Source organism: Streptomyces sp. NPDC020742, from assembly GCF_040641675.1.
GTDB lineage: Bacteria > Actinomycetota > Actinomycetes > Streptomycetales > Streptomycetaceae > Streptomyces.
Window position 1 is genome coordinate 180,329 of record NZ_JBFAEA010000011.1, and the last position, 24,842, is coordinate 205,170.

General features: G+C 70.7%; 23 protein-coding genes, 1 tRNA gene and 1 pseudogene. 14 read left to right on the forward strand and 11 right to left on the reverse strand.

Features of this window, described 5'->3' with window-relative positions; translation table 11 throughout:
- Positions 1-199 precede the first annotated feature (199 nt).
- On the reverse strand, positions 200-1,129 hold the full coding sequence (locus tag AB0G84_RS20615; protein ID WP_361322401.1) for a zinc-binding dehydrogenase: 930 nt from the start codon (positions 1,127-1,129) through the stop codon (positions 200-202).
- A gap of 159 nt (positions 1,130-1,288) precedes the next feature.
- Here AB0G84_RS20615 and AB0G84_RS20620 point away from each other — a divergent pair, with 159 nt between their 5' ends.
- A complete protein-coding gene (locus tag AB0G84_RS20620; RefSeq protein ID WP_361322404.1) occupies positions 1,289-1,732 on the forward strand; it encodes a MarR family transcriptional regulator in 444 nt (147 codons plus the stop codon).
- 84 nt (positions 1,733-1,816) lie between these two features.
- Here the strand turns inward: AB0G84_RS20620 and fdhD are convergent, their stop codons facing one another.
- Both fdhD and AB0G84_RS20630 read right to left on the reverse strand, forming a co-directional pair.
- On the reverse strand, positions 1,817-2,671 hold the full coding sequence (gene fdhD, locus AB0G84_RS20625) for a formate dehydrogenase accessory sulfurtransferase FdhD (RefSeq protein WP_361322406.1): 855 nt from the start codon (positions 2,669-2,671) through the stop codon (positions 1,817-1,819).
- Positions 2,672-2,912: 241 nt separating this feature from the next.
- On the reverse strand, positions 2,913-3,518 hold the full coding sequence (locus AB0G84_RS20630; protein ID WP_361322409.1) for a helix-turn-helix domain-containing protein: 606 nt from the start codon (positions 3,516-3,518) through the stop codon (positions 2,913-2,915).
- 230 nt (positions 3,519-3,748) lie between these two features.
- Here AB0G84_RS20630 and AB0G84_RS20635 point away from each other — a divergent pair, with 230 nt between their 5' ends.
- Positions 3,749-4,948, forward strand: a complete 1,200-nt coding sequence (locus AB0G84_RS20635; RefSeq protein ID WP_361322412.1) for an NAD(P)/FAD-dependent oxidoreductase — start codon at positions 3,749-3,751, stop codon at positions 4,946-4,948.
- Positions 4,949-5,131: 183 nt separating this feature from the next.
- Here AB0G84_RS20635 and AB0G84_RS20640 read toward each other — a convergent pair whose 3' ends face one another.
- Positions 5,132-6,586 (reverse strand): FAD-dependent monooxygenase, encoded by a 1,455-nt coding sequence (locus AB0G84_RS20640; protein ID WP_361322415.1) that lies wholly within the window; start codon positions 6,584-6,586, stop codon positions 5,132-5,134.
- Between the two features lie 596 nt (positions 6,587-7,182).
- On the opposite strand from AB0G84_RS20640, the gene AB0G84_RS20645 reads away from it, so the two are divergent.
- From AB0G84_RS20645 to AB0G84_RS20655, 3 genes are all read left to right on the forward strand, one after another.
- The gene (locus tag AB0G84_RS20645) at positions 7,183-7,566 is read left to right on the forward strand and encodes a chorismate mutase (RefSeq protein WP_361322418.1); all 384 of its coding nucleotides are present in this window, start codon (positions 7,183-7,185) and stop codon (positions 7,564-7,566) included.
- Between the two features lie 855 nt (positions 7,567-8,421).
- On the forward strand, positions 8,422-9,981 hold the full coding sequence (locus AB0G84_RS20650) for an aldehyde dehydrogenase family protein (protein ID WP_361322421.1): 1,560 nt from the start codon (positions 8,422-8,424) through the stop codon (positions 9,979-9,981).
- Positions 9,982-10,239: 258 nt separating this feature from the next.
- A tRNA-Leu gene (locus AB0G84_RS20655) sits at positions 10,240-10,324 on the forward strand.
- Between the two features lie 38 nt (positions 10,325-10,362).
- Here the strand turns inward: AB0G84_RS20655 and AB0G84_RS20660 are convergent.
- Together AB0G84_RS20660 and AB0G84_RS20665 are read right to left on the reverse strand one after the other, a co-directional pair.
- A complete protein-coding gene (locus tag AB0G84_RS20660; RefSeq protein ID WP_361322424.1) occupies positions 10,363-11,103 on the reverse strand; it encodes a zinc ribbon domain-containing protein in 741 nt (246 codons plus the stop codon).
- 104 nt (positions 11,104-11,207) lie between these two features.
- A pseudogene (locus AB0G84_RS20665) lies at positions 11,208-11,474 on the reverse strand (recombinase family protein); the annotation flags it as partial.
- Positions 11,475-11,957: 483 nt separating this feature from the next.
- On the opposite strand from AB0G84_RS20665, the gene AB0G84_RS20670 reads away from it, so the two are divergent.
- Together AB0G84_RS20670 and AB0G84_RS20675 are read left to right on the forward strand one after the other, a co-directional pair.
- Positions 11,958-12,383: a hypothetical protein gene (locus AB0G84_RS20670; RefSeq protein WP_361322427.1), complete on the forward strand. Its 426-nt coding sequence runs from the start codon at positions 11,958-11,960 to the stop codon at positions 12,381-12,383.
- Between the two features lie 76 nt (positions 12,384-12,459).
- Positions 12,460-12,894 (forward strand): peptidoglycan-binding protein, encoded by a 435-nt coding sequence (locus AB0G84_RS20675; protein WP_361322430.1) that lies wholly within the window; start codon positions 12,460-12,462, stop codon positions 12,892-12,894.
- A 242-nt stretch (positions 12,895-13,136) separates the two neighbouring features.
- Here the strand turns inward: AB0G84_RS20675 and AB0G84_RS20680 are convergent, their stop codons facing one another.
- Entirely contained in the window at positions 13,137-13,769 is a 633-nt protein-coding gene (locus AB0G84_RS20680; protein ID WP_361322433.1) for a TetR/AcrR family transcriptional regulator C-terminal domain-containing protein, read from the reverse strand.
- A gap of 119 nt (positions 13,770-13,888) precedes the next feature.
- On the opposite strand from AB0G84_RS20680, the gene AB0G84_RS20685 reads away from it, so the two are divergent.
- Positions 13,889-15,361, forward strand: coding sequence for an FAD-dependent monooxygenase (locus AB0G84_RS20685; RefSeq protein ID WP_361322436.1), 1,473 nt, complete (start codon positions 13,889-13,891; stop codon positions 15,359-15,361).
- Between the two features lie 277 nt (positions 15,362-15,638).
- Here AB0G84_RS20685 and AB0G84_RS20690 read toward each other — a convergent pair whose 3' ends face one another.
- The 4 genes from AB0G84_RS20690 to AB0G84_RS20705 all read right to left on the reverse strand — a co-directional run bounded on the left by AB0G84_RS20690 (position 15,639) and on the right by AB0G84_RS20705 (position 18,662).
- Complete coding sequence (locus AB0G84_RS20690) at positions 15,639-15,848, reverse strand: hypothetical protein (protein WP_361322439.1); 210 nt, start codon at positions 15,846-15,848, stop codon at positions 15,639-15,641.
- A gap of 319 nt (positions 15,849-16,167) precedes the next feature.
- On the reverse strand, positions 16,168-17,136 hold the full coding sequence (locus tag AB0G84_RS20695) for an alpha/beta hydrolase (protein WP_361322442.1): 969 nt from the start codon (positions 17,134-17,136) through the stop codon (positions 16,168-16,170).
- Positions 17,137-17,453: 317 nt separating this feature from the next.
- Positions 17,454-17,900 (reverse strand): cupin domain-containing protein, encoded by a 447-nt coding sequence (locus tag AB0G84_RS20700; RefSeq protein ID WP_361322445.1) that lies wholly within the window; start codon positions 17,898-17,900, stop codon positions 17,454-17,456.
- 30 nt (positions 17,901-17,930) lie between these two features.
- Complete coding sequence (locus tag AB0G84_RS20705) at positions 17,931-18,662, reverse strand: NAD(P)H-binding protein (RefSeq protein ID WP_361322448.1); 732 nt, start codon at positions 18,660-18,662, stop codon at positions 17,931-17,933.
- Positions 18,663-18,889: 227 nt separating this feature from the next.
- On the opposite strand from AB0G84_RS20705, the gene AB0G84_RS20710 reads away from it, so the two are divergent.
- The 6 genes from AB0G84_RS20710 (at position 18,890) to AB0G84_RS20735 (ending at position 24,764) form a co-directional block, all read left to right on the forward strand.
- The gene (locus AB0G84_RS20710; RefSeq protein WP_361322451.1) at positions 18,890-19,249 is read left to right on the forward strand and encodes a hypothetical protein; all 360 of its coding nucleotides are present in this window, start codon (positions 18,890-18,892) and stop codon (positions 19,247-19,249) included.
- A gap of 208 nt (positions 19,250-19,457) precedes the next feature.
- Complete coding sequence (locus tag AB0G84_RS20715; RefSeq protein WP_361322454.1) at positions 19,458-20,111, forward strand: PAS domain-containing protein; 654 nt, start codon at positions 19,458-19,460, stop codon at positions 20,109-20,111.
- Positions 20,108-21,241 carry a pyridoxal phosphate-dependent aminotransferase gene (locus tag AB0G84_RS20720; protein ID WP_361322456.1) on the forward strand — a complete coding sequence of 378 codons (1,134 nt, stop codon included), beginning with the start codon at positions 20,108-20,110 and terminating at the stop codon, positions 21,239-21,241. Before AB0G84_RS20715 ends, AB0G84_RS20720 begins: the two co-directional genes overlap by 4 nt.
- Entirely contained in the window at positions 21,238-22,179 is a 942-nt protein-coding gene (locus tag AB0G84_RS20725) for an ornithine cyclodeaminase family protein (RefSeq protein WP_361322459.1), read from the forward strand. The genes AB0G84_RS20720 and AB0G84_RS20725 overlap by 4 nt, the downstream gene beginning before the upstream one ends.
- A gap of 244 nt (positions 22,180-22,423) precedes the next feature.
- Positions 22,424-23,479: a Gfo/Idh/MocA family oxidoreductase gene (locus AB0G84_RS20730; protein WP_361322462.1), complete on the forward strand. Its 1,056-nt coding sequence runs from the start codon at positions 22,424-22,426 to the stop codon at positions 23,477-23,479.
- A 145-nt stretch (positions 23,480-23,624) separates the two neighbouring features.
- Positions 23,625-24,764, forward strand: coding sequence for a GDSL-type esterase/lipase family protein (locus AB0G84_RS20735; RefSeq protein WP_361322561.1), 1,140 nt, complete (start codon positions 23,625-23,627; stop codon positions 24,762-24,764).
- The last annotated feature ends 78 nt before the right edge of the window (positions 24,765-24,842 follow it).

The window sequence follows — 24,842 nt, forward strand, 5'->3', positions numbered from 1 at the left end:
TGGAGGGGTCTGCGGGGGCTGAGGGGGCGGGAGTGCCGAGCGGGCGGCCGGCTCCGCCGGCGAAGTGGCTCTGGCGCCGGATGAGCGGTCGGGCCGGGGGCGGTGGGCCGCGCCGCCCCCATGGCGCGTCCCCGTGCGCCCTCCCTCCGGCGGCCCCTGTCGCCGGGCAGAACGTCCTCCGCACCGGCCCGCCCCGGCCTCACGGCCGCAGCACCACCTTGCCCAGATTCGCCCGCGCCTCGATGATCTCGTGCGCCTTCGCCGCCTCGTCCAGCGGGAGTTCGGCATGCACGGCGACCCGCAGCCGACCGGACCCGGCCAGCTCCCAGAGCTGCTCGCGATGCCGCTCGTACCGCTCCCGGTGGACGGTGCTGAACCGGCGCATCGTCAGCCCGGTGATCGTCTTGGACCCCGCCAGCAGCTCGTACGCCGGGACCGTCCCGCCACCGGAGTTGAAGAAGATCAGCCGCCCGCCCTCCGCCAGCGCGCCCAGTGCGCGCGGCAGCAGCTCCCCACCGACCCCGTCCAGGACGATGTCGACCGGCTCTCCCCAGGACTCCTGGTCATAGGTCACCACCTCGTCGGCCCCCAGCCCGCGCAGGAACTCCGCCTTGGTGGCCGAGCCGACCGCCGCCACCACCCGTGACACCCCCTGGAGCTTGGCCAGTTGGACGGCCAGGTGCCCGGTGGCGCTGGCCGCGCCGGTGATCAGTACGGACTCGGTGTCCCGGGGTGCGGCGGTGCTGAGCGCGGCCAGCGCCACTTGCCCGCTGCGCACCAGCGCCACCGCCTGCACCGCGCTCGCGCCGTCCGGTATTCGGCTGGTGAAGAAGGCCGGGGCGAGGGCGAGTTCGGTGTACGAGCCGGTGAGGGTGAGCGAGGTGACCCGGTCGCCCGGGGCGAAGCCGGTGACCCCGGGGCCGAGGGCGACCACCTCGCCGGCCACCTCCCCGCCCGGTACGGCGGGCAGCGGATCACCGCCGCTCCGTACCCGGCGCACGTTCGGCAGCGTGACGCCGATCGCCTCGGTACGTACCAGGAGTTCACCGGGGCCGGGCACCGGCGCCTCGGCCTCCTCGACGCGCAGGACCTCGGGGCCGCCGTAGGCATGGAAGCGAACTCGGCGCATGGGTGGGCACCTCCGTGCGGAGCGGTCGGTGCGAGAGTCATCGCCCCGACGCGTTTTCATTGGTCTCCCCAACGATAATCCCAAACCATTGGGTCGTCCAATGGTTTATGGAGGGGCTTTCATTGGTACCTCCAAGGAATTTCTCGGTACGGTGACGCCATGGCCGACACTCCCTACGCCCCCAGCCGTATCCGCGCGCTCCCCAGTTGGCTGCTGGGCCGCGCCGCCGCCCGCGGGCACCGCCTCGTCGCCGAGGCCCTCGCCACCGAGGGCATGCGGATGATGCACCACGCCGTTCTGTCCGCGGTCGCCGAACTCGGCCCGGTCTCCCAGGCGGAGCTCGGCCGCACCGTGGGCATCGACCCCAAGGACATGGTCGCGCTCGTCAACGACCTGCAGAAGGACGGCCTGGTCACCCGCACCCCGGACCCCGGCGACCGACGCAAGAACGCCATCGAGATCTCCGCCGACGGCCGGCAGCGACTGCGGCGCACCCAGCAGCTCGGCGACCGCGCCAATGCGGAGCTGACGGCCGACCTGACCCCCGCCGAGCGCGAGCAGTTGATCGCGCTGCTGACCCGGATCGCACTGCCGGAGGCGTGACGCGCGCTCGCGCAGGCGCTCGCGGCGAGTGCGGTCTCGACGGCGGGGAGGTGACGGTAGGGGTGGGGCGCGCGGGCCGGGCGGTCAGTCGGTGGCGGTAGCCGCGTGCAGGGCCAGCCGGTGCTCGCCCGCGTACACGTTCATCGAGCTGCCGCGCAGGAATCCGACCAGGGTCAGCCCGGTCTCCTGCGCCAGGTCGACCGCGAGCGAGGACGGCGCCGAGACCGCGGCCAGTACGGGGATGCCCGCCATCACGGCCTTCTGCGCCAGCTCGAACGAGGCCCGCCCGGAGACCATCAGCACCGCCGACGACAGCGGCAGCAGCCCCTGTTGCAGCGCCCGGCCGACGATCTTGTCGACCGCGTTGTGCCGCCCCACGTCCTCCCGGACGTCCAGCAGCTCGCCGTCCGTGGTGAACAGCGCCGCGGCATGCAGCCCCCCGGTCCGCTCGAACACCCGCTGGGCGGCCCGCAGTCGGTCGGGGAGGGCGGACAGCGTGGCGGGCTCGATCGGGAACGGGGGTCGGGGGGAGGCGTCCAGCGACCAACGGGCGGTGGTGCGTACCGCGTCCAGGCTGGCCTTGCCGCACAGTCCGCACGACGACGTCGTATAGACGTTGCGCTCCAGGGTGATGTCCGGGATCACGACGTCGGGCGCCGTCTGCACGTCCACCACGTTGTAGGTGTTGACCCCGTCCTCCGTGGTGCCCGCGCAGTAGAGGATGTTCCGCAGCTCGTCGGCCGCGCCCAGTACGCCCTCGCTGACCAGGAAGCCCGCGGCGAGCGCGAAGTCGTCGCCGGGCGTACGCATGGTGATCGCCAGCGGCTTGCCGTTCAGCCGGATCTCCAACGGCTCCTCGGCGACCAGTGTGTCCGGCCGGGTGGAGACCGCCCCGTCCCGTATGCGGATCACCCTGCGTCGTTCCGTGACTCGTCCCATGTCCCGATCAGTCCCGGTTCTGTGCGTGCTGATGGCCGGCGCGGCTCCCGTGTGGCAGGGGCCGCCGAGGGTCACCGGGCACCGGGGTAGGGGTGCCGCGCGGTGTGCGGTGACCTCGCGACCTCATTGTCCGGCATGTGCGGGACGGGATTCACCCGCCGCAGTTCCCACCCGTGGTGCGAAGCGGACCCGTCGAGCGGGCCGCCTGTTGATGGCGCCGGGATGCGGCCTCCGGTCGCGGTTACCCGTCCTGGCCGGAGCGGTCCTGCTCGTGCGCCAACGGGGTCGTGCCCCAGCCGTGTTCCAGCAGGGCGAACAGGTCTCGTACGGCCCGGGCCGGGTCGTCGCTCGCCCGGGCGAGGCTGGGGGCCTCCAGGGCGAAGCGTGCCAGGCCGGTGATGGCGAGGTCGTCCGGGGCCAGTCCCGTGGCATCGGCGAGAGCGGCGGCCAGTGCCTTCTCGTGACGCGACCACATGCGCCGGGCGTAATCCCGCAACGCGGGGGTGGATTCGACGAGGACGAACAGGGGGTCGTCGGTCCGCGCGGCGGTACGGGATTGCATCAGGTGGTCCCGCACGGCGTGCAGAACGGGCTGACCGGGGGCCCGGTCGCGAACGGCGGCGATCAGGGCGCTCTCGATGTCCGCGTCGAGGTCGAAGACGAGCGCTTCCTTGCTGGGGAAGTGCTGGAAGAGCGTGCTCAGCGAGACGTCGGCCGCCTCCGCCACCTCGCGGACGCCGACGTCGTCGAAGCCGCGCTCGGTGAACAGCCGCAGCGCGGCATCGGACAACGCCTGCCTGGTCCGGGCCTTCTTGCGCGCACGGCGTCCGGTCGTCGTCTCGGCCATGCCCCCACCCTAACCCGCGCGAGAGGAGGCGCTCACAAAGGCGATCAGATAAAAAATCGAATCAGTTGTACTTTTGGAGCTGCTGTGATTCCGTGGATGGGCGAGCTCCCCTCCCCACGGAACGGTCGGTGCGCCACCACCGCCTCGCCGGCCTCCCCGTGCGATTCCGCAGGGCAGCACCGCACGACACCAGCACCCCCTCGATCCCGTAGACCGGAGCGTGCATCCCCATGTCCACCACCCCTCTGTCCACCACCCCCCTCCCCTCCACCCCTCGCATCGCGATCATCGGCGCCGGCCCCGGCGGCCTCGTCTGCGCGCGCGTCCTGCAACAGCACGGCGTTCCGGTCACGGTCTTCGAGCGGGAGAGCGCCCCCGACTCCCGCTCGCAGGGCGGCACCCTGGACATCCACGAAGACACCGGCCAGGTCGCCCTCCGCGCAGCCGGACTGTTCGACCGGTTCCTCGCGCTGTCCCGTCCCGAAGGTCAGCAGTGGCGCCTGTATGACCGCCGCGCGACCCTGATGCGCCACGACCGGGCCGACGAGGGAGACCTGAGCCGGCCCGAGATCGACCGGGGCCAGCTGCGCGCCCTCCTGTTGGAGTCCCTCGCCCCCGGCACGGTCCGCTGGGGCCACCGTGCAAGAGCAGTCACCCCGCTGCCCCACGGCATGGCTCGCGTGCACCACCACGACCGCACCGCTGAGGACTTCGACCTGGTCATCGGCGCCGACGGCGCCTGGTCCCGGGTGCGCCCCGCGCTCTCCGACGCCCAACCCGCCTACGCGGGTGTGACGATGGTGGAGGTCCACTTCGATGACGTCGACCGCCGACACCCCGGCATCGCCCGCCTGGTCGGCCGGGGCACCATGTCGGCCAAGGCGGGCCGCCGCAGCCTGGTGCTACAGCGCAACAGCAACGGACACGTCCGCGGATACCTCACCTTCCGCGGGCCCGAGGACTGGCACGCCGGTCTCGACCTCGCCGACACCGCATCCGTACGCGCCCGCCTCCTCGCCCAGTACCAGGGCTGGGACGAGAGCCTGCTGGACATCCTGCGCGACAACGAGGGCGGCTTCCTCAACCGCCCCATGTTCGTGCTTCCCGTGCCCCACACATGGGACCGCGTCCCCGGCATCACCCTGCTCGGTGACGCCGCCCACCTGATGCCGCCCGTCGGCGTCGGCGCCAACCTGTCCCTGCTCGACGGCGCCGAACTCGCCCGGTCCGTCATCGCCCACCCCACCATCGACCAGGCCCTCGACGCCTACGAAAGCGTGATGCTGCCCCGCGCCCACGCCCACGCGAGGACCGCCCAGCAGATGCTCACCACCCTCATCCCCGACACCGACTCCGACGTCGCCGTCTTCCCGCACACCGTCTGGCCGGCCCGTACCCGCCCCGACTCGGGTCGCGTGGCCACCGGCTGAGCCGGGGCCGGGCCACGACGAAGGCGTACGCGGAGAGCGGGTCGCTGTCCCCAGCACCGGTGCCGGTGCCGGGTGATCGGGCAGAACGGCCGGAGGCGGCCAGGGACATGGGCGTGTCCAAGGTTCAGCCTGCGAAGCCCTCTCCGCCCGCCTCGCGCCGCACGACCACCCAGCGGCGGCCCCTCAGCCCCGCAGCGCGCGCCCACCGAACGCGCCCGAACCGTCCGCCGCGGCCCAGCCCTGCTCCACTCCGGCCTGGTCCAACGACCTCCAGTCAGGGGTGTCCTGCACCAGGAACCGGCCCAGCCGCCGCCCCAGCTCGACCATGGTGCGGCCGGTCGCACCGCGCTCGGCGCCGTACGCCGCCAGCGCATCCGGGTTCCGCGGCAGCGCTTGGAGCGCGGCCTCCAGGGCGACGGCGTCCTGCAGCGCCTTGACCGCGCCGGCGCCGGTGTGCGGACGGGCCACGGTGGCCGCGTCACCGGCCAGCAGCAGCCGTCCCGCGGCGTAGCGCGGTGCCGTGAAGTCGTACATCGGCTGGATGAACACCTCCTCGGGCGGGGTCAGTCGAAGCAGCCCGCCCCAATAGGGCGGCAGCAACTCCTCGGCGACATGGGCGAGATGGGAGTGCAGTGCCTCGGTGAGGGTGCCGGGCGGCAGGCTGGTGGGCGTGCCCAGGTCCAGATCGAGGCCGGCGGGCGGGGTGGTGTAGAGCACCCAGTTGGCGCGCTGGCCGCCGCGGCCATCCGGGATGCGGTAGATGATGACGTGGCCGCCGGGGAAGACGCCGTAGATGCAGTCCTCGTCCGCCCAGGGGCGCGCAGGGAGGCCCGGGAAATCCAGGGCCGCGAGGCGGTCGACGGGGACGGCGCCGCGCCAGGCGAGGTAGCCGGCGTAGCGCGGCCGGATGCCGGGGAACGCGGCCTCGCGGACGAGCGAGCGATACCCGTCGGCGCCGATGGCCAGATCGAAACGCTCCGTACGGTCGACGTCGTGGTCGTGGCGGCCGGCGTGGTCGTGGCGGTCGTGACCGCGGTTCCGGTGCGTGCCGCGGCGACGGTGGTCATGGTTGCCATGGCGGCGGTCACCGGCACCGTTGCCTTCGTCGGCACCGTGGCCTTCGTCGGCACCGCGGCCTTCGTCGGGACCACCGCGTTCGCCAGGACCGCTGCCTGCACCGGCACTCCTGTCGCCGTCGCGGAGGGCCAGCCGCACGCCGTCCGGATCCTCGCCGACGGCGTGGACCGTCACCCCCGACCGGAAGACGGTGTCCGCGGGCAGCCGGCTGCGTAACTCCCGCCAGAGCGGGCCCCAGCAGTACGAACGGAATGGGAACGGCAGGGTCGCGACCTGCCGACCGAGCGGGGCGGCGGCGTCCCGTACGTACCAGCGGCGGGTGGCCAGTTGCACCCATGGCATCGCCGCATCCATATAGCCGGCCGCCGTCAGCTCCGCATACCGGTCGTTGTGCACCGCCAGACCGACGCCGCGGTCCGCGAGGCGGCCGCCGGTGCGCTCGTGGACGGTGACCCGTGCGGCGCCGGCACGGTGTGCGGCCAGCGCCGTGGCGCAGCCGGCGATGCTGCCGCCCACGACGGCGACATCGGCTCCCTCGATCAGCGTGCGGTCCCTGCTCATCCGGCCCTGCCCCCTGCGCTGTCCCGCGGTCGATGGTCGGCCAACCGCCCAATGGGGCGCATTCTCGCAGGTGTTGGGGTGCAGGGCGGAGTGGATTGTGCGGTATGACTCCGTGTGCCGGGGATCGGAGGCGCAGGAATCGCGAAAGGAGGGGTGGACCGGCGAAGACATGGGTATGCAGCCCAGTCGGGGCAGGCACGGAGTCATGGGCTCGGTGCGGTCCCGGAGCGGCCGTGGCACAGCCCCGTCTCCGAGTCCGGTTTCGATACCGGGGCCCGGGCTGTCGGTGCGGCCGACGACAGACGGCCCGGTGGTGGGTTCTGTGGGGGAGCCCGCCACCGGGCGTACGGGTTCGGGCATACGGGTTCGGGCGTACGGGTTCGGGCGTACGGGTTCGGGCGTACCGGTTCGGGCGTACGGACGTCGGGCCACGGCGGGACGTACGGAGGGGCTGGCGGGGGGCCGCCGCAGGAGAGCGCCGGGCCCGCTCCCACACCTCCACGGGATGTCCGAACCGCGAGATCGGCGCTGGTGAACGGCCCTCGGCCGGGTAGTGTGCAGTCGATCACCGACGACCATGGATGGCGAGAGGGCACATGAGCGAAGGGACAGCACCGGCGGCCGACGCGGCCTCCGTCGCCGACCAGGCGGCCCGGGAGCGGCTGCTCTACCTGCGCAGCAGCATCGACAACCTCGATGCCGCCCTGGTGCACCTGCTCGCCGAGCGCTTCAAGTGCACCCAGCAGGTCGGCGAGCTCAAGGCCCGGCACAGCCTCCCGCCCGCCGATCCGGCCCGCGAGGCCGCCCAGATCGAGCGGCTCCGCCGGCTCGCCGAGGACGCCCGGCTGGACCCGGCCTTCGCCGAGAAGTTCCTGAACTTCATCATCGACGAGGTGGTCCGCCACCACCGGGCGATCGCCGGCCGCGCGCAGGAACGCGCCGGGGAGCCCGCCGAGCCGAACGCCCCCCGGGCGGGCTGACCAGGTACGCCGTCCGCCGCGGAGCGCCGGCGCAAGGCCCGCTTCCGGCACGCCACTTGGCGAGCGGTCGCCGGCGATGCGGGCGTCCGAGGGACGGCTGAGACCCACCGACACGCGCCGACGCCTGCCGGCAGCCCGGCTCTCCGGCGACACTCGGCGCGCACCCGTCCGACGGCCGGCTGAGGCCCACCGACACCCGCCGGCAGCCCGGCGACACTCGGCGCGCACCCGTCCGACGGCCGGCTGAGGCCCACCGACGCCCGCCGGCAGCCCGGCTCTCCGGTGACACCCGGCGCGCACCCGTCCGACGGCCGGCTGAGGCCCACCGACGCCCGCCGGCAGCCCGGCTCCCCGGCGACACTCGGCGCGCACCGCCCCGTACGCCTCGCCTTTCCGTGGCTCCGCCCCTTCGCCCCGTTGCGGTCGCGTACGCCTCGCCTTTCCGTGGCCCTGCCCCTTCGCCCCGCTACGGTCGCGTACGCCTGGTCCCTTTGGCAGCCGGGGGCGGGTCAGGGGCAGGGCAGGGAGCGGCGGGCGCCACACCGTCCGGCCCGTCCGAGGGGGACGCCCCTCGGCCCCCTCCACCCCCGCGTCCCCCTCCCACCGCTCGGCCCCCTCCGGCCCCTCCGCCCCTCGGCCCCACCTGCCCACCCAGACACCGGTGTCCCTCCCGCACCCACCGGTCGCCTCACCCAGGTGGTCCCTTCACCCACGAAGAGTGACACTCGCCATACCTGGGGCCGGACCGTCCCGCGGTGTCAGCCCGCCCGCTACCGTCCAGTAATGGCTCCTGCGGGAGCCGCCGAGCGCCACCACCCTGCCCCTCCGGCCATGCACCGAGAGCGGAGACACACGATGGCCACCACCCCCGCAACCGCCCAGAACCTCGCCCTGAAGCCGGGTACGTCCTGGCAGGAGGCCTGGCGGCGCAGCCTGGCCGCCGCCCCCGAGGCGTTCCGTGACGGCCAGGCCCTCAACCTCTGGGCCGCAGCCTGGCACCCGGACGGCGCACCGCTGCCCGCCACCAGCCCGGTGGACGGCACCCCCATCGCCGGGCCGCCCCGCCTGGACGCCGACACCGCCCGGCAGGCCGTACGCGCCTCGCTCGACCAGCACCGTGCCTGGCGCCACCTCCCGCTCACCGAACGCAAGGCCCGCATCGGCGCCACGCTCGACGCCCTCACCGAGCACCGTGAGCTGCTCGCCCTCCTCCTCGTCTGGGAGATCGGCAAGCCCTGGAAGCTCGCCCAGGCAGACGTCGACCGCGCGATCGACGGCGTCCGCTGGTACGTCGACGAGATCGACCCGATGCTGGACGGCCGGACGCCGCTGCCCGGCCCGGTCAGCAACATCGCCAGCTGGAACTATCCGATGTCGGTGCTCATCCACGCGATGCTGGTCCAGGCCCTAGCGGGCAACGCGGTGATCGCCAAGACCCCAACCGACGGCGGGCTGGTCTGTCTCACCCTCGCCTGCGCGCTGGCGGCCCGCGAGGGCGTCCCGGCGACCCTCGTCAGCGGCAGCGGCGGTGACCTCTCACCCGCTCTGGTCCGCTCGCCGGAGATCGGCTGTGTCTCCTTCGTCGGTGGCCGGGACACCGGGGCCCGGGTCGCCACCGCCGTCGCCGACCTCGGCAAGCGCCACATCCTCGAACAGGAGGGCCTCAATACCTGGGGCATCTGGAACTTCACCGACTGGCGGTCCCTCACCCCCCTCCTGCGTAAGACCTTCGACTACGCCAAGCAGCGCTGCACCGCCTACCCCCGGTTCGTCGTCCAGCGCGAGGCCTTCGCCGACTTCCTGGCCGCCTACCTCCCGGCCGTACGCAGCGTCCGCTTCGGTCACCCGCTGGCGGTCGCCGACCCCGACGACCCGCTCCCCGAACTCGACTTCGGCCCCCTGATCAACGCCGCCAAGGCCAAGGAGCTCGCCGACCTGACGGCCGAAGCCATCTCCCGCGGCGCCGTCCCCCTCCACCGCGGCACCCTTGCCGACGGCCACTTCCTCCCCGATCAGGACACCTCGGCCTACCTCCCGCCGACCACCCTGTTGGCCCCGCCCTCCTCCTCGCCCCTCCACCACGCCGAGCCGTTCGGGCCGGTCGACACCCTGGTCCTGGTCGACACCGAGGCCGAGCTGCTCGCCGCCATGAACGCCAGCAACGGCGCACTGGTCGCCACGCTCTCCACCGACGACGCCGAGACCTACTCCCGGCTGTCCCCGCAGATCCGGGCCTTCAAGGTCGGCCACGGCAAGCCCCGCTCCCGCGGTGACCGCGACGAGCTCTTCGGCGGCTTCGGCAACTCCTGGAGCGGCGCCTTCGTGGGCGGTGAGCTCCTCGTCCGCGCGGTCACCGAGGGCCCGCCCGCCGAGCGCCTCCCCGGCAACTTCCCCGACTACCACCTCATGCCGTAGCCCGACACCCGCCCGCCGCCCACCATCCGCCCTTCGCCCCGGCCCCTGCCCGCAAGGGCGGGAGCCGGGGTCCACCCCTGCCACACCCGGACCACCGGGAACCCCTATGGCCTGCACGTCCTGAAACTTTGAGTATTTTGTCCAGACCTGCACCTTCCGGACCCTATGGCCCACTGGATACGCAGGTGAAAGGCGGTCCGAAACCTTGGTATGGTTATCCATGTCGCCGCGGGGAACGCCCCGCGAAGATCACACCTAGTCCGGGTGGCGGAATGGCAGACGCGCTAGCTTGAGGTGCTAGTGCCCTTTATCGGGCGTGGGGGTTCAAGTCCCCCCTCGGACACTCAAATACGCACATGTCAGCGGGTCGTGACCGTACGGTCACGACCCGCTGATCTGCGTGGTACTCCAGCTCAAGACCGAAGTCGGCGTAGAGCGGGGCTTTGTCCTCGGGTCGGCGGCCTGGAGCCGGTCGGTCATGTTGCCGAGGGTCTTGATCACGTGGTGGATCTGTTCCTCGGTGAGGATCTCCCGCTGAGCGTCCGACGCGGCGGCGAGCTGTTGGCGGGCGGCTATCTGCTCGTTCTGGGTGGCGGTGATCCAGCCGGCTACAACAGCGGGGTCGGCTCCGGCGTCCAGTGCGACGCGGTAGCGGTCGATGCGTCGATTCGTCTCGGTGATGGTCCGCCGTGCGGCTTCCAGGGCGGGGCGGCAGACAGTCAGCGGATGTTCAAGGACGGCACTCTTGGCGTACTCGGCGGTGTAGCGGCAGCGGTAGTAGGGCTGACCGTTGTTGTAGTTGCCCTGCACCTTGCGGTGGCAGATGCCGCAGCGCAGTCGGCCACGAAGTGGGTAGGCGCGGTTGGTGGTGCGGGGCCTGCGCTCGGGCACCCCCGATCGGCGGGTGAACTTCTTTGCCCGGGCGCGGGTGAAGGTCTCCATGCTGATCGGCGGCTCATGCACGGGCTGCGCCGACCAGATCCACTGGTCTGGTGTGTTCCAGGTGAGTTTGGTGCGGTGTCCGAGGGGGACGTCGTCGATGTCGAGGAGGATTTCTTCCTTGTGCTGTTTGTTCCAGACTTCGTGGCCGGTGTAGCGGGGGTTGGCGAGGATGGCGCGCACCGCGCCCTTGGACCCCAGGCGTGGCCGTCACGGTGCGGGTTGCGGGCGCGGTCATGGGCGGAGGGGGACGGGATGCCGTCGCGGGTCAGCCCTTCGGTAATGGCGTAGTAGCCCTTGCCGCGGAGGTACTCGGTGAAGATGCGGACGACGACCGGGGCGGTTTCGGGGTCAGGTTCAAGGCGACGGAGGTTTTTGCCGTCGGCGGCTTTGGTCGGATTGGGGTGCGGGCCCGCATCGACGAGCCGGTAGCCGTACGGGGGTCTGCCGCCGAGGTAGCGGCCTTCGATCTTTGCCTGGGAGGACATGGCGGTGCGGACGCGGATCTTGATGCGGTTGCGTTCGCCCTTGCTCATGCCGCCGAAGACGGACATGACCAGGTCGTGGGCCTCGTTTTCCGGGTCGATGGCCCCGCCGACCTCGGGAACCCACAGCGGCACGCCGAAGTGAACGAAGAGGGGAAGGGTGTTGCCGAACTGGTTGCCATAGAAGGTGCGCTGGGGTTCGCCGATGGCGACGGCATCGAAGCCCCGGTCGGGGGTGCGGAGCGCGTTGAGGAGGGCAGCGGCCCGGGGCGGCGTTTCCAGGGCAAGGCGCGGGAGCGGCCGGCGTCGAAGTACTCGGCGACGATCTTGCCCCCGGCTGGTTCGATGAGCGCGCGGGCACGGGTGAGCTGCTAGTTGCGGGAGGTCTCGGGGTCCTGGAGGTCCTCGGTGGAGCAACGTCCCGCGAAGGCGAAGTGGAGCATGGGCGGCTCTCAGGGCTCTGGGCGTCGGGGCACGGCGGATGACGGTGGTCCGTGGTACCTCCTGCTCTGGCCAGAGGGCCAGTCGTCCGCTGTGCCCGGTTGTCTTAAGGTGCGGCCCGCACAGTGGATGTGTCTGGCCACCGGCCACGGCACCCAGGGACGGCGCGAGTACGACTGGGCCTGGTTCGACATCCGCGCCGACGACGCCTCCGCCGGACAAGATGCAGGCACCAGCGTTCTGGTCGCCCGCCGCCACCGCTACAACGGCGAGGTCTCCTACTTCCACTGCTGGGCGCCGGGCCCCCTCACCCTGGCCACGCTCGTGGAGATCATCTGCCGCCGGTGGCGGATCGAGGAGACCTTCCAACGCGCCAAGGGCCACGCCGGCCTAGACCAGGGGCAGGTGACAGGCCACCGCCACCGGCTGCCGTCAATGACGCCGCCGGCTGCAGGACGCTCCATGACCATAACTACAGCTGCCGTGTCGGTAATGCGAGGCATTTTATTGCACTGGAGAAATAAAGTCATCCGGTGATACGCCAATAGGGTGAATCCGCACGCCGCTAGGCGTTCAGATGCGAGCCGCTGCGAACAGGATTAGCGTTAGAGTCATGACCACAACACAGACACGAGACGCCATCTACTACGTAGTAGAAGGCGACACTCTCTCCGATATAGCCGAGTTTTTCGGGACCACGGTCGCGAAGCTCCAGCAGCTGAACAACATTCCGGACCCTAACGTGATCCCCGTCGGGAAGCGCCTGGTCATCTCCCATTCAGGAAATGGCTTGGTGCCGTTCCCCGGAAAGCAATGGTTCCACCATCAGCCGAACAACAAGGTCGTCCTCGCGATGGCTCGTCGCCTGCAACAGGAAGGCTGTGGCAGCCCTTATCATCCGCCGGAGCCGGACACGAAGTGGTCGTCGGCGGACAAGGCCGCGTACAGCCTGTTCCAGAAGAAGAATGGGTTCGGTGGCGCCGATGCGGACGGTTTCCCGGGGAAGGTCACCTGGGACAAGCTTAAGGTTCCCACACCTCCTGCCTGACCGCGACGGCGTGAATTCGCCGACAAGAAGGAATGCCTGAGGGGTTACGCCCCGAGAAGAACCCAAAACAAGGCCGGTCTGCTCATAGCCGACCGGCCCTGTTGAGTCTCAGCGAGGCAGCAGATCCGCGGCGCGCAGGACTGACGGTAAGTCATCCCCGTAGGGGTGGGGCACCCTGCTCGACCTGCGGCGATTCATCGAGTGCGGTTGCCGTGTCAACCGGCCGGAAAGCCCCCAAAAAATCACCGCTGGCGGCCCGGGCCGAGGGGCCCCTCGGTCTGGGGAAGGCCGGCGATGATCACGCCTAGGGCGAATTCGAATCGCTGGTCGAAGCTGTCGGGGCCGACGTACGGCAGGACCTCGGCCAGAGCCGGGTAGCTGTCGGCCGGGGCCTGGTCCGGTTGGAGGGCTGGTGCTGGTGCGGTTTCCTGGGCGGCCTGCTGTTCCTGGGTGAGGCCCAGGGTCAGATAGAAGATCGTCCAGTGGGTCCACGCGGCCGTGCGCGGCGAGTGGCCGGCTGCCAGCAGGGTGGCGATCACGGTGTCGGCGTAGCGCAGTGTGTGGGGCTCGGCTGCGAAGACGCCCGCGACCATCCTGGCGGCGTCGCGGTGGGAGAGCAGCGCCGTGCGGCAGCGGCGGCTCAGTTCCTTGAGCCGGTCGGGGAACGCCTCGGGTAGCGGCTCGTCGAGACAGTGTGCGAGGAGTTCGTCGGAGGCCAGTTCGAGCAGGCGGCTCTTGTTGGAGGCGCGCCAGCGGACGGTGTTGTGCTGCACGCCGAGCCGGGCCGCGACGGCGCGCATGGTCACGCCGTCCAGCCCCTGCTCGTCGAGCACCGCCAGCGTGGCGGCGACGATCTCGCCTCGTGTCGTACCCATTCGATGTGCCTCTCCGGTCGACTTCCGTGCCCCTGTTGCCCAACCCCTGTTGTCCAATGGACAACTCTAGGGCATGCTCATCCTTGTCCAACGGACAAGAGTGAGAGGGAGTGATTGTCATGCTCGAGGTGCTCATTGCCGGGGCCGGCCCGGTGGGGCTCTGGCTGGCCGCGGAGCTGCGCCTGCATGGGGTGGAGGTCACCGTCGTGGAACGCCGGGCGGCACCGGATGGACGGTCGCGCGCGGTCGGCATGCAGGCTGGCACGCTGGACACCTTCGCCACCCGCGGACTCGCGGAGCGGTTCATCGAACGGGGCACCCCGGTGCCGACCGGACACTTCGGGGCGGCGACCACCAGGCTGGACTTCTCCACGGTCGGAGCGGTGCACCCCTTCATGCTGGCGCTCGGTCAGTCCGTCACCGAACAACTCCTGGAGGAGCACGCGGTTGCCGTGGGCGCCCAGGTGCTGCGCGGGGAGGAGGTCGTCTCGCTCACCCAGGGGCCGGACTCCGTCGAGGTAATAGTCCGGGCCGGCGGCACCCACCGGACCGTGCGGGCCCGCTGGGTGGTGGGCTGCGACGGCACCCGCAGTGCGGTGCGCCAGGCGGCCGGCATCGACTTCCCCGGTCAGGACACCACACTGACCGGGTGGCTCGCCGACGTCGAGCTCGACGACCCGCCCACCGCGCCGCTCGCCGCCACCGGGCCGGCCGGTTCGTTCCTGGCGGCCCCGATCGGCGACGGCGTCCACCGGCTGGCGGGCCTCTCCACGGCCACCATGCACCACGGCACCGGCGAACCGCTGACTCTGGAGGAGGTACGCGAGCAGGCCCGCACGCTACTGGCACGGGACCTGGGCATCCGCAACCCCCGGTGGCTGTCGCGCTACGGCAACGCCACCCGCCAGGCCGCGCGGTACCGGGCCGGACGAGTGCTGGTGGCCGGCGACGCGGCGCACATGTTCTTCCCGGCCGGTGGGCAGGGCATGAACCTCGGCATCCAAGACGCCACCAACCTGGGCTGGAAGCTGGCCGCCACCCTCCAGGGCCGGGCGCCCGACGGACTGCTCGACAGCTACGACACGGAGCGCCGGCCGGCCGCCCGCGCCGTCATCGACAACACCCGCGCGCAGCTCGCCCTGTTCGCCGCGGCGAGCCCGGAGCAGATCGCGCTGCGTGAGGTCTGGTCCGCCGCGCTGGCCGAACCGCAGACCAACCGCCAGTGGGCCCGCAGGATTGCCGGCTTCGACGACCCGCTCCCCGCCGACACCGCACCCGGCGCGCACGCGCTGGACGGCACGCGACTGGCCGGCCTCGCCCTGGATACGGCCGAGGCACCCACCGCCCACGCGTTGATGCACCACGGGCGGCCACTGCTGCTGGACCTCGGCGGGACGCGGACGCCGTCTTCCGCGGTCGGTCTGGAACAGCGGGCGGTCACCGTCAACACCGAAGTGTCGGATGAGATCTGGCGGGACGTAACCGCCGTTCTGATCCGACCGGACGCCCGGATCGCCTGGGCCGGCACCGACACCGACCCGCAGCGCCGGGCTGCGGACTGCCTCACCGCCCTGCGCACCCTGTGCCGCTGAGCGCGCTCGGTGAGCCCACCCGCGTGGAGCCCGCGCCGGCTTACGACGTTGGTGCTCGTGGCGTCCGGGGAAGCGTTGCAGCGGGCGCCACTGTTTGTGCTCGGACGTGCTCGACGCAGACTTGCCGCGAGGACTGGCGGCGGCGCGTCGCGCCAGGCGTACCGTTCGCCCAGCGGCGCGTCGTCTTCGTTGAGGCTCTTCGGTTTCTTCGGCGGTGCCGAGATCTGGGCGGGGAATTCGTTGGCCAGGCCCCGGTAGCCCTCGTCGACCGCAGCTTTCACGTTGGGTGCTGGCGGAACAGCTCGGCGATGCCTTCGGTGCGCAGACAGGTCTGGTCGTGCATCCGTCCGGGGCGGTCGGCCCCGGACCACAGGGTGCGGCCCTGGCCGTCGCTGATCGTGGTGGTCTTGGCTGTGTTCTGACGCCGGTCGCCGCCGCCTCGCTCACGCAGCGCGGATTCCCGTCGCGCCTGCCATGGGCTGGCCAACTCCTCGATCAAACCCCCGAGATGTGGGCGGGAGACACCACAGAAGGCAGGATGGGACAAGGCCGCGCGGGCTCACTTCGTCCACACACCCGAAGAACCCGCGCGGCCCGCATCACGTCACGACCCGGAAGCGTTCAAGGGCCGACCGCGTCAGGCCAGCTCGCCTGCGAGCAGGTCCATCAGCAGACCGTCCTGCCATGCGCCCGACGTCGGTGCCGGCATGGCGGAACTCGGGATCGGTCTCTTTAATAGCCGACAACGTCGTTAGGGGATGTTCCTGTCGATAGGGCAAGGGGAGACATGAGCGGCCGGACAGAACTCAGTCCTGGGTGGTTCCGAGGGCGTTGCGCAGGAATGCTGTTGCCTGGTCGATGGCTCCGCGGGCGGCTTTGGAGTGACTCAGCGAGTTGAGCATCATGAAGTCGTGGACCGTGCCGTCGTAGCGCACCGTGGTCACGGGAACGTCGGCTGCTCGGAGCTTGGCGGCGTACGCCTCGCCCTCATCGCGCAGCACGTCGGCCTCGTCGACGATCAGCAGGGCGGGCGGCAGGCCGGAGAGCTGCTCGATGGTGGCGTGGTTGGGTGACGCGGTGATCTCCGCGCGTTGGTTCGGGTCGGTCGTGTAGGCGTCCCAGAACCATTCCATCAGCTTGCGGCTCAGGTAGTAGCCGGTGGCGAATTGGTCGTAGGAGCCGGTGTTCATGGCCGCGTCCGTGACCGGGTAGTACATCGACTGCTGTACGAACTCGACGTCACCGCGCTCCTTGGCCATGAGGGCGAGTGCGGCGGTCATGTTTCCGCCGACCGATTCCCCGGCCACTGCCATGCGCTGTGCATCCAGCCCCTTGGACGCCCCTTCGCGGACGATCCACTGCGCGGTGGCGTAGCCCTGTTCGATGGCCACAGGGTAGTGCGCCTCGGGCGACGGCGTGTACTCCACGAAGGCCACTGCCGCCCGGGCGCCGACCGCCAACTCGCGCACCAGGCGGTCGTGGGTGGCGGCATTGCCCAGCACCCAGCCACCGCCGTGCATGTACAACACGACGGGCAGTGTTCCGGTGGTGCCCTGCGGTTTGACGATGCGTACCCGTACGTCGCCCACCGCTGCCGGAACCGAAACCCACTCCTCATCGACCGGCAGCTTGTCGATCGGCGCAGCCTGAAGGTCGTCAAGCACCTTGCGCGCTGCGGTCGGATCCAGCTCGTACAGGAACGGATGTTGAGACGTCGCGTCGGCGAGCTCCTGTGCCTCGGGCTCGAGGACGATTGAGGCGGTTTGACCAGCCATGGGAATGCTCCCTGGGAAATCCGAGAAGCGTTGGATGAAGAGCGGGGGCGCTGAATAGTGCCGCGCTGTGCCCGGGCTGCGGGGCGGTCGGCAGAGCCTCCGCCCCTGTTCAAGCCCCTGTGGCCATATTTGCCATTGTAGTTTCCCGTCCTCCGCGGACGCATTCCAAGGAACCGCCTCATCCGTCCGCCGGGCGCTCGGCTCGGGGACGACACGGCCTCCTCGGCGACAGTCTCGCCGACGAGCGGATACGCCGGCCGACCCTCACTGGCGGGGATCGCGCGTGGTTCAAGGGGTGAATGCGTCAAGGCGACGGGTCACGTGCCCGGGCGGGGAGCTCGTAGGTGCCGGCGCCGGGCCAGCTCTTCGTCGTCGACCAGAGTGAGCATGGGCTGACCCGGTGCGCACATCATGGTGACGAGGAAGCGGCTCCGGGAGTCCGTCCGGTTGTTTCCGTCCTGGTAGTGGATGACGTCGCCGCCCGGCTCCCAGAACGTCTCCCCGGGCTTGATCACCCGCTCCGGCTCACCTTCCAGCTCGAAGAGCATCTCGCCCTCCAGCATGTAGCCGAAGGCAGGTCCCGAGTGCCGGTGCGGAGGGGTGCCGGGATCGCCGGGAGGGAACTCGACGAGAACGGTCATTGCCTCCGCTCCCTCCGGAACGAACGGCGGTTTCGCCGACTGCAGCACGGTGAGCGCCGTCTTCCATGCTTCCGAGCGCGGTTGGCCCCCTGTGCCGCCTGCCGCTGGTTCGTTGTTCGACATGGCGAGGTCTCCAGTGCTGGGTCGGCCGGGTCAGGTGAGCCAGTCGGTGTAGTGGGTGGGGGCGATGCGTGCGTCGCCCTTGGTGGTGAGCACATCGCCGTCGACAGCGGCGAACATGCCGGCGGTGTCGTCGGTGACGACCGTGCGGCCGTCGGGTCGGGCGTTCAGGGTCATCCGGCCGAGCTCGTCGAGGGGATGGACATCGGGCCCGCCGACGTTGAGGGCTCCGTTCAGAGGGGTACCGGCGGCGACTTCGGCGACGGTGTCCGAGACGTCCTGCGCGGCGATCGGCTGGAGTGGGGTGGTGGGCAGGCGGACGGTGTCGCCCTCGGTAGACATGGACATAACGGCGTCGATGAACTCCATGAACTGGGTGGCACGCACGATCGAATAGGGGATCGGCCCGGCCTTGAGGATGTCTTCCTGCAACACCTTGGCGCGGTAATAGGCGAGGTCGGGCACCTGGTCCGCGCCGACGATCGAGAGGATGACGAAGTGCCCCACCCCGGCCTTTTGGCCGGCGGCCAGGAGGTTGTCCATCGAGGTCTGGAAGAAGGCGGGAGAGGCATCGTCGAAGGTCGGGGAATTCGTCAGATTGACGACGCCGTCGGCTCCGGCCACCGCCTCCGCCAGGCCCTGGCCGGTGAGCACATCGACACCTGTAGACGGCGAGTGCGGCACGGCCTCGTGCCCGGCGGCGTTCAGCTTCTTCACGACCTGCGACCCGATCAGACCGGTACCGCCGATGACTGCGAACTTCATTGGTCACCTTTCGTCGCGCACCGATAGGTCATGCCTCCAGATTGCGGCGATGGAGTGCACGACGCACGCCGGCCCGTGCGCTCCTGGGGCGCTGGTGGCCGTCTACGTCGTCGTGCAGGTCTTCGTGGGCGAATCTCCGACTCAGGGTCGACCGGCTCCATCCCCGTCCGACAACGCACGGCTTCACCGCGCGCGAGCTTCCTGGAGAGGACCTCGCCCAGTTCGTCATGCGCAGCCACGACCGCGGCGACACCCCCGCCGCCTGGCCATGCACGGGCAGTGCCCGACTCAACCTGCCCGCTGGCGTCGTCGCCCGCTGGGCGCCAGGCGGCTCGGTCGTCGCGCACCTCGATACCGACCACTGCCGTCTCACCCTCGGCGCCTGGTCCTGGGCTGGAATCGCGGGCATCCTTGCCACCTTCGATGCCGAACTCACCGACGTGCGCCCGCGCGAGCTCGTCCAGGCCGGTCAACGCCTCGCGCACCGATGGGCCACCATGACAGAGACCGGCAACAGCAAGGCGATGCTGTCGGCCCGGTACCCGCCGGGCGCCCCAGGGAGTGGGTACAGGGCTGGCGGCCGGTGAGGGCCGGGACGCGGGGTACGGATCGCACCCGCCGTGATGTTCCCCTGCCAGGACCGGACTGACGGCAGCCACGCCCGTGGCGGATAGCTGCCTCACCCGGAGGAGCCGACCGAAACCGGTCGCGGGCCCGTGCGGTGGAGTTGATCAGGTGGGTGATTGTGAGACCAGGTCTGGACGCTTCATCCAATCTGGACGTACAGTCCACTCCGTGGAATCTGCCGAAGAGAGCACAGATCATCGGGTCCGGATGTGGGCGCCCGTGGGTCAGGCCGTCGCGCTGTTGCTCGGCCCGTATGCCGAGGTGGTGATGCATGACCCGGACACCGACCGGGTCATGGCGATCTGGAATCCGATGGGCTCCCGCGGTCCAGGGGATCCCTCGCTACTGGGCGAGCTGGACGCGTTGGATCCGTCGGCGCCGGACGTGTTCGGTCCGTACGAGAAGGTGCTCGCGGACGGCCGGCGGCTGTCCTCAGTCAGCGCCGTCCTGCGCGAGCCGGACGGGAAGGCGGCTGCGGTGCTGTGCGTCAACCTCGACCGCACGCCGCTGGAACAGGCCGCGGCCGTGCTGTCCGCGTTCGGCGCCCCGACGAAGCCCCGGCCGGAGCCACTGTTCGAGCAAGACTGGAGCGAGCGGGTCCAGCACATCGTCGGCGCGTACGTGCGCGAGTGCGGCCGCCCCATCGAGCGGCTGACCCGCGCCGACCGCCTGGCTGTCCTGGCCCGGCTGGACGAGGCCAAGGTCTTCGCCGTGCGCCGCGCCACCCCCGTCGTCGCCGCCGCCCTGCGGGTCTCCCGATCCACCCTCTACGGCCTGTTGGCCGAACTCCGAGCACCCAGCACAAAGGACGACACACCATGACCCGGCTGCCCGACTTCCGCCTGGAAACCTACTTCTCCCGCTGGGAGTTCACCGCGCGCCACCACCTGACTGCCTCCGACGTGCAGACCATGACCCTCGGCGAGCTGCTCGCCCTGGCCGATGACCAGGACCGCGCCGCGTTCGAGAACCTGTCGCTGGGCTACACCGAGACCTACGGTGAGCCAGCCCTGCGCGAGGCGATCTCCGGAATGTACGAGCAGGCGGACGCGGCCGACGTGATCTGCTTCGCCGGCGCCGAAGAGGCCCTCTACCTGGCGATGAACGTCCTGCTGGACACCGGCGACCACGCGGTGGTGGTGACCCCCAACTACCAGGCAGCCGAGACTGTGCCGCTCGCCTTGTGCGAGGTCACCGGCGTCGCCCTCGACCCCGACCGCGACTGGGCCCTGGACCTCGACCAGGTGAAGGCGGCGATCCGCCCCAACACCCGAGTCGTCTCGGTGAACTTCCCGAACAACCCCACCGGCAAAGTCATCAGCGCCGCCGAGTTCACCGAGCTGGCCCGGCTGTGCGACGAGCGCGGCATCCATCTGTTCAGCGACGAGGTCTACCGCGGCCTGGAACGCGACCCGGCCCGCACCCTGCCGCAGGCCGCCGACCTGTCCGAGCGAGCCCTGTCGCTGAACGTCACCTCCAAGTCGCTGGGCCTGCCGGGCCTGCGGATCGGCTGGATCACCTGCCGCGACCGGGAGCTGCTGTCCCGGTTGGAGCGGGCCAAGCACTACACCACCATCTGCAACTCCGCCCCCAGCGAGGTCCTGGCCCGCATCGCGCTCAAGGCCCGCACTACGGTCCTGGACCGCAACCGGGCACTGATCGCCCGCAACCTGCCACTCTTCGACGAGTTCTTCACCGAATTCGCCGACCTCTTCGAGTGGCGGGCCCCGGACGGTGGGTGCGTCGCCTACCCCCGCTACCTCGGCCCCGACGGCGTGGAGGAGTTCTGCACCCGACTGGTCGAGGAAGCCGGTGTCCTGCTGCTGCCCGCCAGCATCTACCGCTCCGAGCTCACCCCCACCCCCACCGACCGGTTCCGCATCGGCGTCGGCCGCGCCAACCCCGAAGAGGGCCTGGCCGCCTTCGCCCAGTGGCTGCGAGCAGGCCGATGACCCCACTCGTCCTTGACACCGCCGCGATCAAGCGCGCCACCACCCCAGAGCTGGTCCTTGCCACCGTCCGCACTGCGCTGATCGCCCACGCCCACGGCCGCACCACCGTGCCGCCACCGATCCACCTGCAGTTCCCCGACACCGACGGCGACTGCCACATCAAGGCCGGCTGGGTCACCGACACGCCCGACTTCACCGTCAAGATCGCCACCGGCTTCTACCGCAACCCCGCCGCCGGCCTGCCCACCAACCACGGCCTGGTCTGCGTCGTCAGCGCCCGGACCGGCCAGATCCGCGCCATCCTCGACGACCAGGGCCTGCTCACCGCCTGGCGCACCGCCGCCGCCGGCGCCCTGGCAACCCACGCCATGGCCCAAGCCGACGCCGCCACCCTGGCCGTGTTCGGCACCGGAGAACAGGCCCGCCTCCAGATCGAATGGCTGGCCAGGCTCCGCCCGATCGACACGGTGCTCGTCCACGGCCGCAGTCAGGACAAGACCAGGTCGCTGTGCGAGGAGTTCAACGACCGCGGGTATCACGTCCAGCCTGCCTCCGCCGACGAGGCAGCCGCAGCTAGCATGATCATCACCACCACACCAGCCACCACCGCGATCCTGCACGCCGGTCACGTCCGCGCGGGCGCACACGTCACCGGCATCGGCACCGACATGCCACACAAGAACGAGCTGCCGCCGGCACTCTTCGCCCGCGCGGCACTGATCGCAACCGACGACCACCAGCAGTGCCTGGACCACGGCGACTTCGGCCACGCGGTGCGCGCCGGGTCCACCTCCGACACCAGCGACACGCCCGTCGGCCTCCTGCTCGAAAGGCCCATCGAGCGGCCGGACGGTGCGATCACGGTCGCCGACCTCACCGGAGTCGGCGCACTCGACGCGGCACTCGCCTCGGCTGTCCTGCGCGAGCTGGCCCCGTAGGCGCCTGAGAGCGCCGGGCCGGCGAGACGGCGAACGGGCAGCGCGGCTTCTTCTCCACCCCGCACCGCTCTTACCGCTGCCCCGCCGGTCGTACGGGCCTCAAGATCGTTCTGCCCGACGGCGGCCACGCCGAGGTTGCACGGTGTATGACGGGTGTCGGGGCTGCGGCTGATGATGCTGGTGTTGTGGGGGCCGCCGGAAAAGGACTTGCCATGGGCAGCAGGTGTCAAGGGACCATGTGCGCATGCGTGTTGGTGTGATCGGGCTGAGGATGGGGCTGTTCCTGGCGGGCTGGTGCCGGCGGGTGGGCATGGAGGTGGTGGCCGCCTGCGATCTAAACGTCGCGCGGCGGGAGGCGGCGGGGGAGGAGTTGCCGGGAGCGGTGCTCACGGACCGGTGGGAGGACCTGCTGGACCTCCGCCTGGACGGGGTTGTCCTGGCCAACGACTTCGACGCGCACGCGCCGCTGGCTATCGCGTTCCTGGAGCGGGGCGTGCACGTGCTGTCTGAATGCGCGGCCTGTGTGGACGCGGACGAGGGGCAGCGGCTGGTCGCGGCGGCGGAGCGGTCCACTGCCACCTACTCCTTCGCCGAGAACTACGTCTGCCACCCGCACGTCCGCTTGGTCCGGCAGGCGGTCGAGGTTGGGGAGCTCGGCCGGGTCAGTCTGATTGAGGCCGACTATCTGCACGGCATGTCACCGGAGGACGTCGCCGCGCTGATCGGCGCCCCCGGAAGCTGGCGCGGCCGCATCTCCGCGACGGCGTATTGCACGCACACCGTCTCGCCGGTGTTGGCCGTCACGGGCGCCTGGCCGGTAGAGGTGGCCGCGTTCCAGACGCACGAGGCAGACCTGGATCAGGCCGTCGTCATGACCGTCCGGCTGTCCACCGGCGCGTTGGCCGTGACCCGTCACGGCTTCCTCCAGGGCGAGCCCGACAGCCATTGGAGCTGGCTGTCCGTCCGCGGTACCCGGGCACTGGCCGAGTCCGTGCGCGCACCGGGCGAGCGGTCCTGGTCCGTCCGCGTCCGGGCGGAGGGCTGGACACGGGCCGACGGCGTCACGCACGAGGAGGAACGGGTCCCGCCACCCCTCACTCTGGACGGGTCGTCGGTGGAGCGGCGGGCCGAGGGGACGGTGCGCGTTCTCCAGGGATTTCGGGCCACGGTGGAACGCGGGGAGCCGCCGCTGGTCCCGGTGCGGCCTGCGGTGGCCGCGTCGATGGTCGGCGTGGCCGGTGCGGAGTCGTTGAAGAACGGTTCGCGGCCGGTGCGAGTGCCAGACTTCTCGCCGGGATGACGGACGCGGGCCGCGTCACGAACTCCGTGTCGCCATCGGCGACGCGGGAGAAGAGGACAGCGGGTGGTGGCGGCGATCTCGCGGATGCGTACACGCATCCGGGCCTGAGAGCGTTTGACCTAGGGCGGGAGCAATAACGATGGCCATGCGGGCGGTTCCACTGGTAGGCGGGCCGGTGGAGATTCGGGGTGCACTTGACCTGGAGAGGACACCGGCGGGGGTGATGCCGCGGCGATTACCCGCGTGGACCAAGGAGCAGTATCAGGACCCGTCGGTCTACGGGGTGACCCTGATGCCTTCGGGAGTGCGGCTGGTGTTCCGCACGGACGCGCGTGAGCTGGAGTTCGAGGTACTCACCTCCACAGGGCAGCTCGACACCGACCCCCAGCCCCGCCCAACCGGGATGCTGGAACTTCTGGTGGACGGCGTCCCGGCCGGTCGCCGTCAAGCACCGGTGGGCAACGTGGTGCGGATGGCGGGCGCAGGGGCCGTGCAGCGAATGATCCCTGGCGAGCCGGGCACCGTACGGTTCGCCGGGTTACCCGCGGGCATGAAGAACGTCGAGCTGTGGCTGCCGCAGCAGACCCCCACGGAACTGCTGGCGCTGCAGGCTGACGGCGAGGTGTTGGCACCGTTGCCGGACGGCGGGCGCCGCTGGGTGCACTACGGAAGTTCCATCAGCCACTGCATCGAGGCTGACGGCCCGACCGGCACCTGGCCGGTGGTGGCGGCTGCGCTCGGCGGACTGGACGTGATCAATCTCAGCCTGGCGGGCAACGCGGTACTGGACCCCTATGTCGCCCGGACGATCCGCGATATGCCCGCCGACCTGATTAGCCTCAAGGCAGGCATCAACATCGTGAGTCTGTGCGCCTTCCGACTGCGGACGTTCGGCCCGGCGGTGCACGGATTCCTGGACACGATCCGGGACGGGCACCCGGACACGCCGCTGCTGCTGATGTCCCCGGTGAGCTGCCCGGCGCTCGAAGAGACTCCTGGCCCGACCGCGATGGGCTCGGACGGGAAAATCACAGCCTTGGGCGACCCAGCCGATGTGGCTGGCGGGGCGCTGTCGTTGACAGTGGTCCGCGCCGAGCTGGCTCGGATCGTGGCAGCTCGGCAGGCTCACGATCCCCACCTTCACTATCTCGACGGACGCGAGCTGCTCGGCCCCGACGAGGTGCATGACCTGGCCGACGGCCTTCACCCCACCGCCGCCGCATACCGCCGGATGGGCAAGCGCTTCGCCGCCCACGCCTTCGCGAACCACGGTCCCTTCCGCTGAATGACTGGGGCTGCTGGGTGAAGGGCTCCGCACCCAGGAATGAGCTTCGCTCGTAACGCTGTAGGTCACAAAGCGTGC